The 15,718-nt window shown below is 71.9% G+C and carries 9 protein-coding genes; 3 read left to right on the forward strand and 6 right to left on the reverse strand.

The genetic code is table 11. From position 1 onward, the window contains the following. Both ACFYUS_RS24555 and ACFYUS_RS24560 read right to left on the reverse strand, forming a co-directional pair. A partial coding sequence (locus ACFYUS_RS24555; RefSeq protein WP_388855908.1) for an amino acid adenylation domain-containing protein occupies positions 1-5,516 on the reverse strand: 5,516 nt, incomplete at its 3' end. 199 nt (positions 5,517-5,715) lie between these two features. Beyond that, positions 5,716-7,071 carry a helix-turn-helix domain-containing protein gene (locus tag ACFYUS_RS24560; protein ID WP_388855911.1) on the reverse strand — a complete coding sequence of 452 codons (1,356 nt, stop codon included), beginning with the start codon at positions 7,069-7,071 and terminating at the stop codon, positions 5,716-5,718. A 307-nt stretch (positions 7,072-7,378) separates the two neighbouring features. Here ACFYUS_RS24560 and ACFYUS_RS24565 point away from each other — a divergent pair, with 307 nt between their 5' ends. After that, positions 7,379-7,597, forward strand: coding sequence for a hypothetical protein (locus tag ACFYUS_RS24565; protein WP_388855914.1), 219 nt, complete (start codon positions 7,379-7,381; stop codon positions 7,595-7,597). 23 nt (positions 7,598-7,620) lie between these two features. Here the strand turns inward: ACFYUS_RS24565 and ACFYUS_RS24570 are convergent, their stop codons facing one another. Further along, on the reverse strand, positions 7,621-10,647 hold the full coding sequence (locus ACFYUS_RS24570; RefSeq protein ID WP_388856470.1) for a BTAD domain-containing putative transcriptional regulator: 3,027 nt from the start codon (positions 10,645-10,647) through the stop codon (positions 7,621-7,623). A 209-nt stretch (positions 10,648-10,856) separates the two neighbouring features. Between ACFYUS_RS24570 and ACFYUS_RS24575 the strand changes: the two genes are divergently transcribed. After that, the gene (locus ACFYUS_RS24575) at positions 10,857-11,255 is read left to right on the forward strand and encodes a nuclear transport factor 2 family protein (RefSeq protein WP_388855917.1); all 399 of its coding nucleotides are present in this window, start codon (positions 10,857-10,859) and stop codon (positions 11,253-11,255) included. 54 nt (positions 11,256-11,309) lie between these two features. Here the strand turns inward: ACFYUS_RS24575 and ACFYUS_RS24580 are convergent, their stop codons facing one another. Continuing rightward, positions 11,310-12,818 carry a right-handed parallel beta-helix repeat-containing protein gene (locus tag ACFYUS_RS24580; protein WP_388855920.1) on the reverse strand — a complete coding sequence of 503 codons (1,509 nt, stop codon included), beginning with the start codon at positions 12,816-12,818 and terminating at the stop codon, positions 11,310-11,312. 209 nt (positions 12,819-13,027) lie between these two features. On the opposite strand from ACFYUS_RS24580, the gene ACFYUS_RS24585 reads away from it, so the two are divergent. Then, complete coding sequence (locus ACFYUS_RS24585) at positions 13,028-13,696, forward strand: hypothetical protein (RefSeq protein ID WP_388855923.1); 669 nt, start codon at positions 13,028-13,030, stop codon at positions 13,694-13,696. On the opposite strand, the gene ACFYUS_RS24590 is transcribed toward ACFYUS_RS24585, so the two are convergent. Continuing rightward, complete coding sequence (locus ACFYUS_RS24590) at positions 13,633-14,016, reverse strand: hypothetical protein (protein ID WP_388855926.1); 384 nt, start codon at positions 14,014-14,016, stop codon at positions 13,633-13,635. The genes ACFYUS_RS24585 and ACFYUS_RS24590 overlap by 64 nt on opposite strands. A gap of 186 nt (positions 14,017-14,202) precedes the next feature. Next, a complete protein-coding gene (locus ACFYUS_RS24595) occupies positions 14,203-15,600 on the reverse strand; it encodes an APC family permease (protein ID WP_388855929.1) in 1,398 nt (465 codons plus the stop codon). Positions 15,601-15,718: the final 118 nt, after the last annotated feature.

The raw sequence follows: 15,718 nt of genomic DNA on the forward strand, positions 1-15,718 counted from the left end.
ACCAGCGGCACGCCGACCGGAATCAGCGTGTCACCGGGCTCGACCGTATGGGTGGTCGTGAACCCCATCGACTCCGCCGGGCCGTAGCCGTTGACGACCCTGACACCGGGCTTGAGCTGCTGGAGCTTGCGCACATGCGCCGGAGAGGCCGCCTCACCGCCGGTGAAGGCGACGGTGACCGTCTCGAAGGCCTCCGGGTGCTCGTCGACCAGGAAGTTGAACAGACTCGCCGACAGCTGGAGCATCGTCACCTGGTGCTTACGGGACAACTCACCGATCAGCACCGGCTCCGGCCGCTGCCCCGGCTGCAGCACCGTCGACCCGCCGTGCAGCAGAGCACCCCAGAACTCCAGACTGAACGCGTCCCACGACACCGGCGAGCACTGCAGAAACACCTCGCCCGGACCGAAATGCCCGTACGACTGACCACTCACCGTCGACACCAGATTCCGGTGCGACGACAAAATCGCCTTCGGCCGACCCGTCGAACCCGACGTGAACATCAAGCAGGCGGGGTCATCAGCGCACAGCTCTATGCCCAGGTTCTCCCCGCTGAGCTCGGCCAGTTGCTGGGAGGAGCAGGCGGCCGTGTCCCAGGGTCCGGTCAGTCGTGCGGCGAGGCGGGGTTCGCTGACCAGGACGCCGATGCCGGCGTCGGTCGCCGCCGAGCGCAGCCGCTCGTCGGGGAAGTCCGGGTCGAGGAGTGTGTAGCCCGCTCCGGTCTTGACGACTCCGATCAGGGCCGCCGCGAAGTCGACCCCGCGTGACCACAGGACGCCGGCCATGTCACCGCGTCCGAGGCCGCGGGAGCGCAGGTGGCGGGCCCAGCGGTTGGCGGCGGCGTTCAGCTCCGCGTACGTGACCTCCCCCGCCTCGTCGATCAGCGCGACCCCGTCGGGGAACCGTGCCGCCTGCTCCTCGAACCGCTCCACCAGCGTCGCGTCCACCACGTCCGCCACCGGACCCGCCCACCGGCCGGTGAGCAGCTCGCGCTCCGCCGCCGACAGCACGTCCAGGCCCGACAGCCGCAGGCCCGGCTCGTCCAGGACCTGGACGAGCACCTCGCCGAGGACCGAAGCCATCCGCCGTACCGTGACCTCGTCGAACAGCTCCGCCGCGAAGAGGACGGTCGCCCGCAGTTCCTTCTCGTCCTCGGAGCGGAGGAAGAACTCCAGGTCGAACTTGGCGGATCCGCTGGAGAACTTCTCCACCGGGCCGGTGCCGACTCCGCTCAGCTCGAAGGCGGGGCCGCCGTCGGTCTCCAGTCCCAGGCTAATCTGGAAGAGGGGGTGGCGCGAGAGGCTCCGGGTCGGATTGACCGCTTCCAGGACCAGGTCGAACGGCGCCTCCTGATGCGCGAAAGCATCCAGATCCGCCGTACGCACCCGCCCCAGCAACTCACGGAAACTCGGATCACCCGCACTGCTCGTCCGCAGCACCAGCGTGTTCACGAAGAACCCGACCAGCTCCTGCAACGACCGCTCACCACGACCCGCCACCGGCGTACCGACCGCAAGATCCGACCCCGCACCCAACCTCGTCAACGCCGCCACCAGAGCCGCGTGCACCACCATGAACGGCGTGCACCCCTCCGAGCGGGCGAGAAGTACGACGCGCTCGAACAGGTCCGCACCGAGGTCCAGTTCGACCTGACCACCCTGATGCGACGCCCTGGCCGGCCTGGGACGGTCCAGGTTCAGCCCGTGCTCCTCCGGCAGCCCCTCCAACGCCCCACGCCAGAAAACCAGCTCCCGGCCCAGCACGCTCCCCGGGTCGTCCGCCGAGCCCAACACCCGCCGCTGCCAGGCCGCGTAGTCCGCGTACTGCACCGTCAGCGGCTCAAGGACCGAACCCTCGACCCCCGCCACCCGGGCCTCATAAGCCCGCTGCAGATCCCCGAAGAACACACCGTTCGACAGACCGTCCGTCGCGATGTGATGCACCACCAGCGACAACACCACCGACCCGTCACCCAGCTCGAAAGCCACCGCCCGCAGCGGAAGCTCCACCCCCAGATCGAAGGCACGCCCGGCCAGCTCCGCCAACTCCTCGGAGATGTCGGAGCCGGCAACCCGTCGACGTTCCACCGACACGCGGGCCTGCTCCGGCGACAGGACCCGCTGGCACGGCTCGCCCTCCACCGACTCGAACACCGTCCGCAGCGGAGCATGCCGCTCCACCACATCGCTCAGCGCCGACTCCAGCACCCCGAGGTCCAACCCGCCCTCGCACCGCACCACCATCGGCACGTTGTACGCGGCGCTGTCCCCCTCCAACTCCGACAGCAGCCACAGCCGCCGCTGAGCGAAGGACGCAGGGGCCAGATCACCGGCCCCCTCCCCCGCGACCAGCGGCGGGAGGGCCCGTACGGCGCCGTTCTGCCCGTCGAGCAGTTCCGCGAGTCCCGCGACCGTCGGGTGGCCGAACACGTCGCGGATCGTGAGCCGTACGCCGAACGCGTCGGCGATGTGGTTCGTGAGGCGTGCCGCGAGCAGGGAGTGGCCGCCGAGGGCGAAGAAGCTGTCGTCGATGCCGAGGGGGGTGGCGAGCTCCAGGGTGCGGCCGAACAGGGCGGCCAGGGTCTTCTCGGTCTCGTTGCGCGGGGCGCGGTCCGTACCCAGGACCTTCGTCGGAGTCGGGAGCGCCCGCTTGTCGATCTTCCCGTTGGGGGTGACGGGCAGGCGGTCGAGCGTGGTCACGTACGTGGGGACGAGGTGCTCGGGGAGCCGGTCGGCGACGTGTCGGCGGATCGCTTCGGGGTCCGCGTCCCCGTCCGTGACGACGATGTACGCGGCCAGCCGCTTCTCGTGGACGGTGACGACGGCCTGGGTCACGGCGGGGTGGGTCTGGAGCGCCGCCTCGGTCTCGCCGGGCTCGATGCGGAAGCCGAGGATCTTGATCTGGTCGTCCGCCCGGCCTTCGTACAGGAGGCGCCCGTCCCGGTCGAAGCGGGCCAGGTCGCCCGTCCGGTACAGCCGGCCGCCCGGCGGGCCGAAGGGGTTCGGCACGAAGCGGGCCGCGGTCAGATCGGACCGGCCGAGGTATCCGTGGGCGAGGCCCTCGCCCGCCACGTACAGCTCGCCGGTCACGCCCGGCGGGCACAGGTTCAGCCGGGCGTCGAGGACGTAGGCCGGCTTGTTGACCAGCGGGGTGCCGATCGGGATGACCGCGTGCGGCTCGTCGCCGGTCTCGATCGTGTGGGTGGTCGCGTAGATCATGACCTCGGCGGGTCCGTAGCCGTTGAGGACGGCGATGCCGGGCCTGAGCCGCTGGAGCTTGTGGACGTGTGCCGGGGAGGCGGCCTCGCCCACCGTGAAGGCGGTGGTGACCGTCTCGAAGGCCTCGGGGTGCTCGTCCGTGAGGTAGTTGAAGAGGGTGGCGGAGAGGAGGAGCGTCGTGACGCGGTGGCGGCGCGCCAGCTCGGTCACGAGGGCCGGTTCGGGCTTCTGTCCCGGCTGGAGGACCGCCGTGCCGCCGTGGAGGAGGGCGCCCCAGAACTCCAGGCTGAACGCGTCCCAGGACACCGGCGAGCACTGGAGGTAGATCTGGTCCGGGCCTACGGGAAGGTAGGGCTGGCCGATCAGGGTCGACACCAGGTTGCGGTGGGAGGACAGGATGGCCTTGGGCCGGCCCGTCGAGCCGGAGGTGAACATCAGGCAGGCGGGGTCGTCGGGGCCGAGCGGCAGGCCGAGGTTGCCGGGGTGGTGGGAGAGGAGTTCGCCGGGGGCCTCGGTGTGGGTCGTCCAGGGGCCTTCGACGCGTTCGGCGAGCAGCGGGCGGGTGACGAGGTGGCTGATGCCGGCGTCGGTGGCGGCCGAGCGCAGCCGGTCGTCGGGGAAGTCCGGGTCGAGGAGGACGTGGGCGGCGCCGGTCTTCAGGACGGCGAGGAGAGCGGTGGCGAAGCGGGTGCCGCGTTCGAGGAGGACGCCGGCCATGTCGCCGCGTCCGAGGCCGCGGGAGCGCAGGTGGCGGGCCCAGCGGTTGGCGGCGGCGTTCAGCTCCGCGTACGTGACCTCCCCCGCCTCGTCGATCAGCGCGACCCCGTCGGGGAACCGTGCCGCCTGCTCCTCGAACCGCTCCACCAGCGTCGCGTCCACCACGTCCGCCACCGGACCCGCCCACCGGCCGGTGAGCAGCTCGCGCTCCGCCGCCGACAGCACGTCCAGGTCGGCGACGTGGCGCTCCGTCGGGCGCTCGGCGGCGAGGACGGAGGTGAGGAAGGCGGCGAACCGGTCCTGGTGGGCGGCGACGGCCGTCACGTCGACGCCGTCGACGGGGGTGTCGAAGTCGATGCGCAGGCCGTGCGCGGCGCCCAGGTCGAGCACGGCGACGCTGAGGTCGTCGACCGGGCCGTTGCTCACGTTGTGGTTGACCGTCGGGTGGCCGCAGACGGTGAGTTCCGCGTGGAAGCCCATGATGTTGAGGACGGGGGTGGCCAGTCTGCGGGCGCCGTCGATGGCACCGGCGTCGCGGCACAGGTCCTCGTAGCGGGTCATCTGGTGGCGCAGACCGTGCTTGACCTCGGCTCCCACCGAGCGGACCAGGGCGGCGAGCGTCTCCTCGGGCCGGACCTCGATCCTCAGCGGGACCACGTTCGACGACATGCCGGGGGTGCTGCGGGCGAGCTTGGACGTCCGGCCGGTCACCGGCAGGGCGATCACCAGCTCCGACCGTCCGGTGACGCGGTGCAGGTAGACCGTGAACAGGGCGACGAGGAGGACGGACCAGGAGGCGCGCTCGCCGCGTGCGACCGCGCGGAGCCGGTCGGCGTCCTCCGGGGACACCCGTACGCTCCGTCGGGCGAAGGGCAGGCCGCCGTGCGCGGCCGCCGCCCGCCCGGTGCCGCGGACGAGGCCGGCGGGGGCGTCCGGTGCTCCGGCGAGGTGCTCCCGCCAGGCGGCGCGCTCGGCGGCGGCCTCCTCGGACCGCCGGTACTCCGCGTCCTCGGCGAGCAGTTCGGCGAGGCTCCCGAACGGGGAAGGTCCCCAGGGCTCGCCGGCGACGGCCTGCTCGTACAGCTCGATCAGCCGGGCCAGGGCCATCGACACGCCCACGCCGTCGACGACCAGGTGGTGGAACCCGTAGAAGTAGAAGTACCTGTCCTCGGCGAGCTTGAACAGGGCGCAGCGGACCGGCGGCCGGCCGGTGAGGTCGAAGGGGGCGCGGATCAGCGCGTCGATCAGCCGCCAGGCCTCGCCCTCCGGGTCGTCCGCGGCGCTCACGTCGGTGAACGGCAGGGTGCGCGAGCCGGCGTCGGGGTCGACCAGCTGCCACACCTGCTCGCCGTCGTCCTCGAAGCGGCGGATGCGGAGGAAGTCCGCCTCCTCGACGAGCCGGCGCCAGGCGGCGGCCATCAGCTCCGGGTCCACGGGGCCGTTGATCTCGCGGCACTCGGCGACGTTGTACTTCACGCCGGTGGGGTCGAGGGCGTGCGCCGTCCAGATGTCACGCTGGGACACCGAGAGCGGCAACCGGACGGCAGCCGGAGCGGGTGCGACGGGCGTGTCGAACGGCATGAGGGGCTCCTGTGGAAGTCACGGCGGAGGAGGGAGGGGAAGGGAGGCTCGGGCGGGGCAGTCGCCATACAACCCGTGGGCCGGGGCCCGGAGCGGCAGTTGATCCGGCGGTACGCCAGCGGTTCGGCGGCGGGGCGGCAGTCGTGCGGCAGCGGTTCCGGCAGTCGTACCGGTGCCGCCGGGCGTACGGGGCAGCCGCTCAGCGGGCCGGTGTCCGGGCGCCGGCCGGCGTCGGGGTGGAGGCCGTGGCGACGGCGCGTACCACGCACAGCACGCGGAAGGCCGAGCGGCCGCCGTCCGTGCCGGCCCGGATCACGCCGCTGACCAGCAGGTCGCGGACCGTACGGCCGCAGTGCGGCAGGGGCATGCCGGTCAGCCGGACGACGTCCTCCAGGACGAAGCCGTCCTCGTTCGCGGCGCAGAGCGCGCCGATCAGTTCCCGGTGGCCCTCGGGCAGCGCGGCGAGGGTGCGGGCGACGCGCTCGCGGAGCCGGGAGCCGGAACGGCCGTCGGCCAGGTGGTCGAGGAGCGGCGCCGGGTCGGACTCGACGATGCCGCGCAGTGTGGGCAGGTCGCAGACGGTGAGCCAGGAGGCGGCGGCGGAGAGCGCGAGCGGATGGCCGTCGAGCCGGTGGCTGACCCACGCGATGTCCGCGAGGACCCGGTCGTCGGGAACGATGTCGGGGCGGACGTGGCGGAGCCGGCTGAGGAAGAACCGGGCGGCGGGCGCGTCGGAGCGGATGCCGTCGGAGGGGTCGGGTGCCTCCAGCGGGGACAGCAGGAAGAGGCGCTCGCCGGGGACGTCCCAGGGTTCGTCGGCGGTGACGAGGAGGCGGAGGCCGGGCAGTTCGCGCAGCAGCCGGCTCAGGCGGTGGAAGTCGAGCCGTGCGGTGTCGGCGCCGTCGAGGACGAGGAGGACCGCCCGGTCGCCGAGGGCTCCGGTCAGTTCGGGGAGCAGGTCCTCGGGCCGGCCGTCGCCGTGCAGGAAGGCGGCGCAGTCGGCGGTGAGGGCGGCGAGCTGGTCGTCGGGGGCCGGGAGGCAGTCGGCGACCGCCCCGGGGGCGGTGTGCCACAGCACCGGGAAGCCGGTGTCGTGCAGCCGGGCCGCCGCCTCCAGGGCCAGTCTCGTCTTGCCGACGCCGCTCAGGCCGACGACGGTGACGAGCCGTTCGGCTCCGGAGCGCAGTTCCTCCGTGAGGACGGTGGCCTCGGCTTCCCTCTCGATCAGGGGGTGCAGCGGTACGGGCGGGGCCTGGCGCTCGGCGGTGAGGTGCCGGGTCCCGGCGCTGCCCCGGTGTCCGCGCCGTACGGCGTCCTCCAGGGCCGTGCGGGCCCGGGGGCCCAGGCGCAGGCCGTCGGCGATCAGCCGGATCGTGTCGGTTCTCGGCCGTTGTGCCTTCCCCTTCTCCAGGTCGCGGATGGCGCGGACGCTGATGGTGGAGAGGTCCGCCAGCTCCTGCTGGGTCAGGCCGATGCGGAGCCGGTGGCCGCGTATGAGGGTGCCGAGTGCGGCGGTGGCCGTCGTGGTGTCCTCGGGGGAGAGACTGGTCGTCATGAGAAGCTCCCGCTCGTCGAGTTGGGGCGGTCCCTCGGTTCGGCGGCCCCGGTCGGGCCGACGACCGGGGGCTGCGCCTCGCCGTCTGCTGGGAGCAATCGTCCGGACGCGACTATTCAGGAGGCATCCCGGCACTAACGGGTGAGGATGCCGCGCGATAGCGGCATCCGGGGCCGTGATAGCGGGGCGGGCGGTGGGCCGTCCCGTGATAGCGGGGTGATAAGGCAGCGAGCGGTGCCGTGAATCCGCTTGTTCCTAGGTTGGTGGTCAGAAGGAAACGCCGCACACCACCGAGAGGCAGAATCCGATGTCGAAGACCACCACCACCGCCGCCGCCCGCAAGACCCTCCGCGCCGCCGTCACCGCCGCGGTGATCGTCCTCGTGACCGGCGCCGGCGTCCAGGCGAGCTGGGCCGACGGGACGACGGGCGGCACGACGAGCACCACCCCGGTCTGCACGACCACGGTCGACGCCACCGGTACGCCCATCACCACGTGCATCAACGACAACAACCCCTGGGACTGACCCTCGTCCGGCCGGCCCCGTCCTCAGTAGCCGGTCGCGAGCAGCCTCTCCGCCTCCGCGAGTTCCCGGCCCATCCGCCGCTCGCGGAACACCTCGACCGCCGGGACGAGCAGCTCCCGTGAACGCCCCGGCTCCGCGTCGAGGAGACGCGCGAGGTCCAGGCGCGCCAGCGCGCCGCCGCCGAAGTCCATGACGCCCTCCCGCGCGGTCACCGCGCGGTCGTAGAAGTCCCTGGCCCGGTCGGGACGGCCCATGATGGCGAAGGCGTGCCCCAGATCGCGGAGCAGATGGCCCTCTCCGATCACATCGCCGGAGTCCCGGCAGAGTTCGAGGACCTCCGTGAAGGTCAGCACCGCCAGATCGCTCCGCCCCTGTTCGAGCAGCAGCTGCCCGACGCGCCGCAGTGTCCTCGCCCGGCCGCCGGTGTAGCCGACCCCTTCGTAGATGTCGAGCGCCTCGTCCAACTGGCCCTGTGCCGCCGCGATCTCGCCCTGCCGCATGCGGATGTGCGCGCTCTGGGTCAGGACGATCGCGCGGCCCACGACGTCGCCCGCCCGGTCGAAGTCGGCGAGGGACCTGCGGTACAGCTCCAGGGCCGTGGTGTCGTCGCCGCTCGTGCGCGCGATGAGCGCCATGTCGCGCCGGCACAGCGCCTCGCCCATCGGGTCGTCGAGCGCCTGGAAGACGTCGAGGGCCGAGTTCAGTGCCTGCCGGGCCGTGTCGAACTGGTTGCGGCTCATGTAGAGCGAGCCGAGCGAGGCCCGTACGGCGGCGGTGCCGCGCAGGTTTCCCGCTTTGCGGACCGCGGCCAGCGCGCTGAGGTGGGTCTGCTCCCACAGGTCGTAGTGGCCGCGTACCTCGAACAGCGTGACGAGCGAGGTCGCGAGGTCCCAGCTGAGGTCGTGGAGTCCGGCGTCGGCGGTGTGCTCGACCATTCCGCACAGGGAGGCCTGCTCCGCGTCGAGCCAGGCCAGCGGGTCGGCGAGGACCTCGTCCGTGTAGGAGGCCGGGGGTTCCCAGCGGGGTGCGTCGCCGTGCAGGACGGTGAAGTCCCCGCCGTACACGGTCCGGTGGGCCTGCTGGGCCAGGTGCATCCAGCCGCCCGCCATCCGGGCGAGGGCCTCCTGGCGTTCCTCGGGCGTGTGGTGAGCCGCGAGCTGTTCTCGAGCGTAGACGCGGATGATCTCGTGGAAGCGGTACCGGAAACCGCCGGTCCGCTCGACTCCGGCGACGTCGAGCATCTGCACGTCGACCAGTGGTTCCATGAGGTCCGAAGGGAAGGGGCGGTGGTCGTCGAGCAGCGCTCCCGCCAGCCAGCTCGGCAGGGTCGGCGCCTGCGCCATGCTCAGGAGCCGCAGGAGGCGGCGGTCCTCCGGCGCCAGGCCCTCGTAGGTGAGCGAGAGGCTGGCGCGCATCGTCATCTCGCCGTGCGTCAGTTCGTCGAGCCGGTGCCGTTCGTTGGCGAGCCGCTGCACCATGGACGCCAGGGTCCAGTGCGGGCGGGCGGCGAGCCGGGCGGCGACGATCCGCAGGGCCAGCGGGAGCCGGCCGACCGTGCGGACCAGGGCCTCCGCGGCCGCGGTCTCGCCCGCGACCCGTTCGCGGCCGATGATCCGGGAGAGGAGTTCGAGGGCCTGGTCCTCGGCGAGCACGTCGAGTTCCACGCGGTGCGCGCCGGGCAGTGCGGTGAGGCGGGCGCGGCCGGTGACGAGGACGGCGCAGCCGCGGCTGCCGGGAAGCAGGGGCAGCACCTGGCCCTCGCCGGCGGCGTCGTCGAGGACGACGAGGACCCGGCGGGAGGCGAGCCGGGTGCGGTACATCTCGGCCCGCTCGTCGAGGGATTCGGGGATGAGCTGGCCGGGGATGCCGAGCGCGCGCAGGAACCGTCCGAGGACTTCCTCGGGGGTGGCCGGGGTGCCGGTCGTCCCGCGCAGGTCGCAGTAGAGCTGGCCGTCGGGGAATCCGGTCTCGGAGAGCAGGTGGGCGACGTGCACGGCGAGGGTCGATTTGCCGGTGCCGGGCTTTCCGGTGATGGCGGCGAGCCCCACCGTGGTGCGGCCCGGTCGTCCGGTCAGGGCCTCTTCCAGTGCGGCGATCCGGCCGGTGTCGGACACGAAGTCGGCGACGGCGGCGGGGAGCTGGTGCGGCACGGCATCCTGCCGAACCGATTCTGCAGACGTCGGGACCGCGGGAACGGCCGCTTCCGCCTCCTCCTCGGCCTCCGCTCCCGCGGGTTCCTCCGGTGAGGGTGCCTTCTCCCCGGGGACGCGTACGGGTACGGCTCCGGCGGGCGCCGGGAGCCGGCCGTTGAGGATCGCCGACTCCAGCTCCCTGAGCTCCCGGCTGGGTTCCAGTCCGAGTTCCTCGGCGAGGAACCGCCGTGCGGTGCGGAAGGCCTCCAGGGCCTCGGCCTGTCGTCCGGACCAGTACAGCGCCTGGATCAGCTGGCCGCGCAGCTTCTCCCGCAGGGGGTGTTCGTGGGTGAGCCTCTGCAGTTCGCCCACGAGGCCGTCGTACCGGCCGAGTTCGAGTTCGAGCTGGATGCGGAGTTCGACGGCGGTCAGGCGCTCCTCGTTGAGCTGGCGCGCCTTGTTCGCCAGCGGGCCGCTGTCGAGGCCGGACAGGCAGTCGCCCTGCCACAGGGTGACCGCGTCCCGCAGCAGCCGCACGGCAGGGAGGAGTTCTCCCTGCTCGCGCAGCCGGCGTGCTCGTAAGACCAGGCCGGTGAAGAGCGCGGCGTCCACGTTCGCCGCGTCGGTGTGCAGGACGTATCCCGGGGGCCGGGTCGTGATCGAGACCTCGCCGTCCGCCCCGGCGAGGAGCTTGCGCAGCCGCGACACACAGATCTGGACCTGGGTGCGGGCGGTCTCCGGCGGGTTGTCCTCCCAGATGAGGTCCACCAGGTGGTTGGTGCTGACCACGCGGTTCGTCTCCAGGAGCAGCGCCGCGAGGATCACCTCCTGGCGCCCTGGAGGAAGCCGCAGCGGGCCGTCGGGGCCGTGGACCTGGAGCGGTCCCAGGACCCGGAAGGCAAGGGGTGACGTGGCCAGGAGCTCCTGGGATCTGTCCCCGATGTCGTCCGTCACCGATTCCCCCACCAAAGAAACGTGTTGACACGTCAGGACCGAGTGAGGACAGTCTCCACAACCACCCCCGCCCTGTCCATGCCGTGAAGATCCCGGTCGGAGATAGAGGGGGGATAACGTGGAGTTGGCGGCTCCCCCCAGAATCCTGGCCGAGAGTGAAAGGGGCTCAGCCGTTGAACCGCCAAGAAGACACGAGCACCGGGCTGCCGGGGCCGGCCGACCTGGTCACCGCCGTGGGAATCGACCACGTCCGCCTGGTCTACGACTACCTCGACGCCGGTGACCTGGACTCGTGCGCCTCCCTGCTGCACGACGGCGTGGTCCTCGAACTGCCGGGCCTGCCGCCGTTCCGCGGCCGGGCCGCGGTCCTGCACACCCGCTTCGGGCACTCGGCGCCGTGGGCCCGCCACGAGATCGACCGGGTCGTGGGGCAGGACCGCAGCGTGGTCGCCACGGGGCGCCGCGTGGTCCCGGGCGCCGACGGACAGGAGCTCCGCTTCGTCGACGTCTTCACGATCGCCGACGACGGCATGCTCCTCGCCTGTACCCGGTACCACCACGCGGCGCCCTGAGCGAGGCCCGAGGACGGCCCCCACCCGTCCTCGACCCGGGACCCGCCGGGGGATCTACAGACCCGGTCCGTTGTACGCGCCGCGGTGCGGCTTCGCGGTCGCGCTCACCGGGTTCGCCCAGTAGTCGCGGCCTCCGTTGCCGCTGATCACGGAGCCGTTGTTCAGGGCGGGGGACGTGGCGCGCAGCTTGTAGCCGTCGACGGAGTGGATCGTGTCGCCGCCGGTTCCGGGGTTCACGAACCGCGGGTCGCCGACGATGCCGTTGGCGGTGGGCCGGGGCACGCCCTGGAAGACGTTCCACAGCCAGGAGATCCCGGCGCCCGTGGGCAACCGGGAGTCGGTGGTGCCCACCCAGATGTTGTTCTCGACGACGCTCTCGTCGGGGAGCGTGATGTCGAACTTCTTGTCGGTGCAGTAGAGGACGTTGTTGTACAGGTGCAGCGCGGAGCGTCCGGCGCTGACGCTGCTCATGCGGCAGTCGTTCTCGGAGATGTTGTAGCGGATGATCTGCTGGGCGCCGCCGATGGTGCCGCAGCCGTCGCAGTCGAGGAAGAAGCCGCCGATGTTGTCGCGGCTGAAGTTGTACTGGATCGTGCAGGTGCCGGTGTTGCCCCAGTCGCAGTCGAAGGCCTGGCTGTCGGCCACGGACATCCGCGTGATGCCGTACACGGCGTTCTTCTGGATCGTCGGATCGCGGTCGCCGAGCACCCAGATCCCGGCGAAGTTGCCGCCGGAGAAGGGATGGACGCCGTTGCCGACGCCGGAGGCGTTGTTGTACTGGATCATGGGCGTGTCGGCGTAGCTGGCGATGATGCCGTCGCCGCCGACGTCCTTGACGACGTTGTTCTCGATCAGCACCCCGGTGCCCTTGACGGCCATGGCGCCGACGCGGATCTTGAGGCCGCCGCCGCCCGTGTTGCTGATCTGGTTGTCGTGGACGTGGACGTCGTTGAGGGTCGAGTTCGTGCCGCTCGCGCCGGTGACGATGCCGGCGGACTGGACGTAGTCCTCGGTGGTCGGGCTGCTCTTGTTCGTCTGGCCGGCCACCCGGTCGACGACGAGGCCGCCTATGTCGAAGCCCCGGTGCGCCGTTCCGTCGGTGGCGGAGATGCGCAGGCCGGTGCGGCGGGCGAGCGTGGCGGCGGGGTTGGTGATCTTGAGGTTGCCGATCCGCCAGTGGTCCTGGTTGGTCAGGGAGACCGCGTCCGGTGCTCCGCCCCCGTCGATCACGGGCAGGGCGCCGGTGCCGTAACCGGTGAGGACGACGGGGGCGGCGGCGGTACCGCTGCCCTGCGGGGCGAGGGAGCCGGTGCAGACGGTGCCGGCGGCGAAGGCGAGCGTGTCCCCGGGTCCGTACGTCCTGCCGTTGGCCTGCGCGATGCTGTTGAACGGCGCCGCCTGGCTGCCGTCCCCGGCGACGCCCTGCGAGCAGTCCACATAGGTGACGCTCCCCGCGGCGACGGCGGGTGCGCCCGCGAGGACGGTGGTCCCGGTGAACACGAGGGCGGCGGCGACGAGCCCACGGCCCATCAACTGCCGGACGGGGAAAGCTCTGTTGGTCATGACGCAACAACCTTTCTGGCGGTCGGGTGCGGCCAGAAGCTAGGTGCGCGCCGTGATCGAGTCAATGTGTTCTTGTCGATTGATCGAATTTCGATCGCCTGGTGGGCGATTGCTCGATCCTCCACACTTGCGTTCGCCGTCCCGCTGGGCGAAAGTTCCTTCGATCGCACCCCGGCCGGGCGGTGTCGCGGGAGACAGGGGGCGCACGCGTGTGCGTGGTGGACGCGGCGGCGCGAGAGGCCGCCCTCGCCCGGTTCCTTCACGAGCATCCGGGGGCAGGGGCCGCCGGATCCGGCCACCCCGCGCTTCCGGGCTGCGCCGACGCCGCCTGGCCGGCGGCCCCCGAGGGGCCTTCCGGGATCCCCGCGCTCCTCCCCTGCCTGCTCGACGAGGCCACCGGCCCCGAGGCCCTCCTCCTGCTCGGCAACGTGCTGCTCGACGGCGCCTTCCGGATGAGCGCGGCCATGCCGACGGCCGTGCCCTTCCTGCTCCGCCTCGCCGCCGACCCCGGCATCGCGACCGCGGTGCGCTCGGGCCTGGTCGACCTCCTGGTCGTCGCCGCGTGCCTGTCCGAGGCGGTCGACGCGGACGACGAGCGGTCGGTGCTGCTGCTCGGGCCCGACGACGACCATCCCGAGCGCGAACGGTGCAGGGCCGCGTTCCGCGCCCACGCCCCGGTGCTGACCGGGCTGCTGGACGACGAGACCCTTCCGGAGGGCCTGCTCGGCGCGGACGACCGCGAGTCCCTCCGACGCGCCGGGGACCTGCGCCGAGACGCAGTTCCCCGGTCGGCCCCCTCCTCGGCGCCTGCCCGTCAGAACCCGGCCGCCGCCGGCACGAGGAGGGGACGGCAGGCGTCCAGGGCGCTGTCGACATGAGCGTCGAGGCGGGGGTCGGGCGCCAGGGCGGAAAGGCGGTGCATGGTGAGCATCGCGTCCCAGGCCGAGGTCCCGGCCAGGGGGGACGGACTCCAGACGACGTCTTCGAGGTGGGTCCAGAGGTGCCCCCCGAAGCCCAGATGAATCGTTCCTGCCCGGGATTCCTCCTCGTCGAGGGCTCGACGCGCCGCCGTCAGGAAGGTCACCGCGTGCTCGGGTCCGAGCGCCGAGACGACGACCCGGAGGTGGGAGGCGATCAGGGACGTGACCTCGGCCCAGTCGGCCACGTCACCGAAACGCTCGCACAGACGTACGCTCAACAGGTGTTCCATGTCAGTGGTCATGCATGCACAGATACGTTTCCGCCGCCCACGGCGGCCGTCACGACACGCCGGAGGTGGGGTCCACCCCCCCGTACGGAGTGATCGCCGCACCCACGGGGACACGCCGGAGGGCCGGGGCGCACGAAGCGCCCCGGCCCTCCGGTGGGATGGTGCCGGCAGGGATCAGACCTGCTCGTCCTCCGGAATGCTGACCAGCCAGCGGGTGTCCTTGCGCGGACGCAGGTACAGCACCCAGTACAGGGTGGCCACGGCCGTGATGCCGCCGGTCCACAGCAGGTACTCGACGTCCTGCATGTACAGGATGTACGCCATGACTCCGATGAGCAGCACCGGGACGGCCGGCCACAGCGGCATGCGCCACGCCGCGACCTCGCGGTGCGCGCCCCGGCGGCTGAACAGCGCCGCCACGGCCACCAGCAGGTACATGCCGGTGACGGAGACGCCGGTGACGCCGTAGAGGGTGTCGAGGTTGACGAAGCACAGGGCCGCGCCCGGCACGCCGACGAGCAGGGTGGCCACCCACGGGGAGCCGAAGCGGCCCAGGCGGGAGAGGGCGTTGTTGACGGGCTCCGGCCAGGCCTTGTCGCGGGCGGAGGCGAACAGCACGCGGGAGTTCTGGATGACCATGACGATGCCGGCGTTGATGATGGCCAGCGCGACGCAGAGGCTGATGAAGGTGCCGACGGCGGAGTTGGACCAGGCCGTGATCATGCCGCTGATGTCGCCGCCCGTGAGGGTCTCCAGGTCGCCGGCGCCGAGGGTGATGGCGACGACGGGCACCAGGATGACGGCGGTCGAGATGGCGAGGGTGGCGAGCACGGTGCGGGCCACGTTGGTGCGCGGGTTCTCCAGTTCCTCGGAGAGGTAGACGGCCGTCGAGAAGCCCTGGGTGATGAAGAGGGCGATGGCGAGGCCGGAGACGACCATGGCGCCGGTGACGAGCGAGTGCGAGCCGCCCTCGGCCGCGACCTGGCCGTGGATGAGGGAGCCGACGCCCCGCTCGGAGTGGGCGAAGCCGAGGATCGCGACGATGCCCGCCGCGATCACCTCCAGGACGAGGAAGATGCCGGTGATCCAGGCGTTGGCGCGCAGGTCGAGGAGGCCCGCGAGGGTCGCGAGGAGCATGACGCCGGCGCCGGCGATCGGGGCGGGGATGTGCACGAGGGGCGCGAGGTAGTCGGCGGTCCCCATGGCGATCACCGGTGGCACGATCATCACGACCAGCAGCGACAGGACGAAGACCAGCCAGCCGGCGAGGCGGCCCGAGAGGGTGGAGACGATGGCGTACTCGCCGCCCGCGCTCGGGATCAGGGTGCCCAGCTCGGAGTAGCAGAACGCCACGCCGATACAGAGCAGCGAGCCGATGGCGATGGTCAGGGCGGCGTACGTGCCGACCCCGTCGAACAGGTCGGGCACGACCACGAAGAGGGTGGAGGCGGGCGTCACGCACGACAGCGTGAGCAAGGTACCGCCCACGACACCGATGGAACGCTTGAGTTTCTGCGGCACGGGTTCGGTCTGGGGGGCCAACGCGTGCGGCGCGCTGAGGGTGTCGGTCATCAGGCGGTTCCGATCGATGCGAGCGGTGGTTCTGAACGGGAGCGGTATCGCCTCCGAGGCGGCTGGTGATCAGGTGGTTCCGTGGGCTCCCGAGCTGAATGGAAGCGTGAGCAGAACC

The organism is Streptomyces sp. NPDC004284 (assembly GCF_042874035.1).
In the GTDB taxonomy this organism is placed as follows: Bacteria; Actinomycetota; Actinomycetes; order Streptomycetales; family Streptomycetaceae; genus Streptomyces.

What these genes read in the sequence shown, in the direction of transcription:
- ACFYUS_RS24560 (WP_388855911.1), bottom strand. Translation starts at nt 7,071, where the DNA reads ATGACGACCAGTCTCTCCCCCGAGGACACCACGACGGCCACCGCCGCA.
- ACFYUS_RS24565 (WP_388855914.1), top strand. Translation starts at nt 7,379, where the DNA reads ATGTCGAAGACCACCACCACCGCCGCCGCCCGCAAGACCCTCCGCGCC.
- ACFYUS_RS24580 (WP_388855920.1), bottom strand. Translation starts at nt 12,818, where the DNA reads ATGACCAACAGAGCTTTCCCCGTCCGGCAGTTGATGGGCCGTGGGCTC.
- ACFYUS_RS24595 (WP_388855929.1), bottom strand. Translation starts at nt 15,600, where the DNA reads ATGACCGACACCCTCAGCGCGCCGCACGCGTTGGCCCCCCAGACCGAA.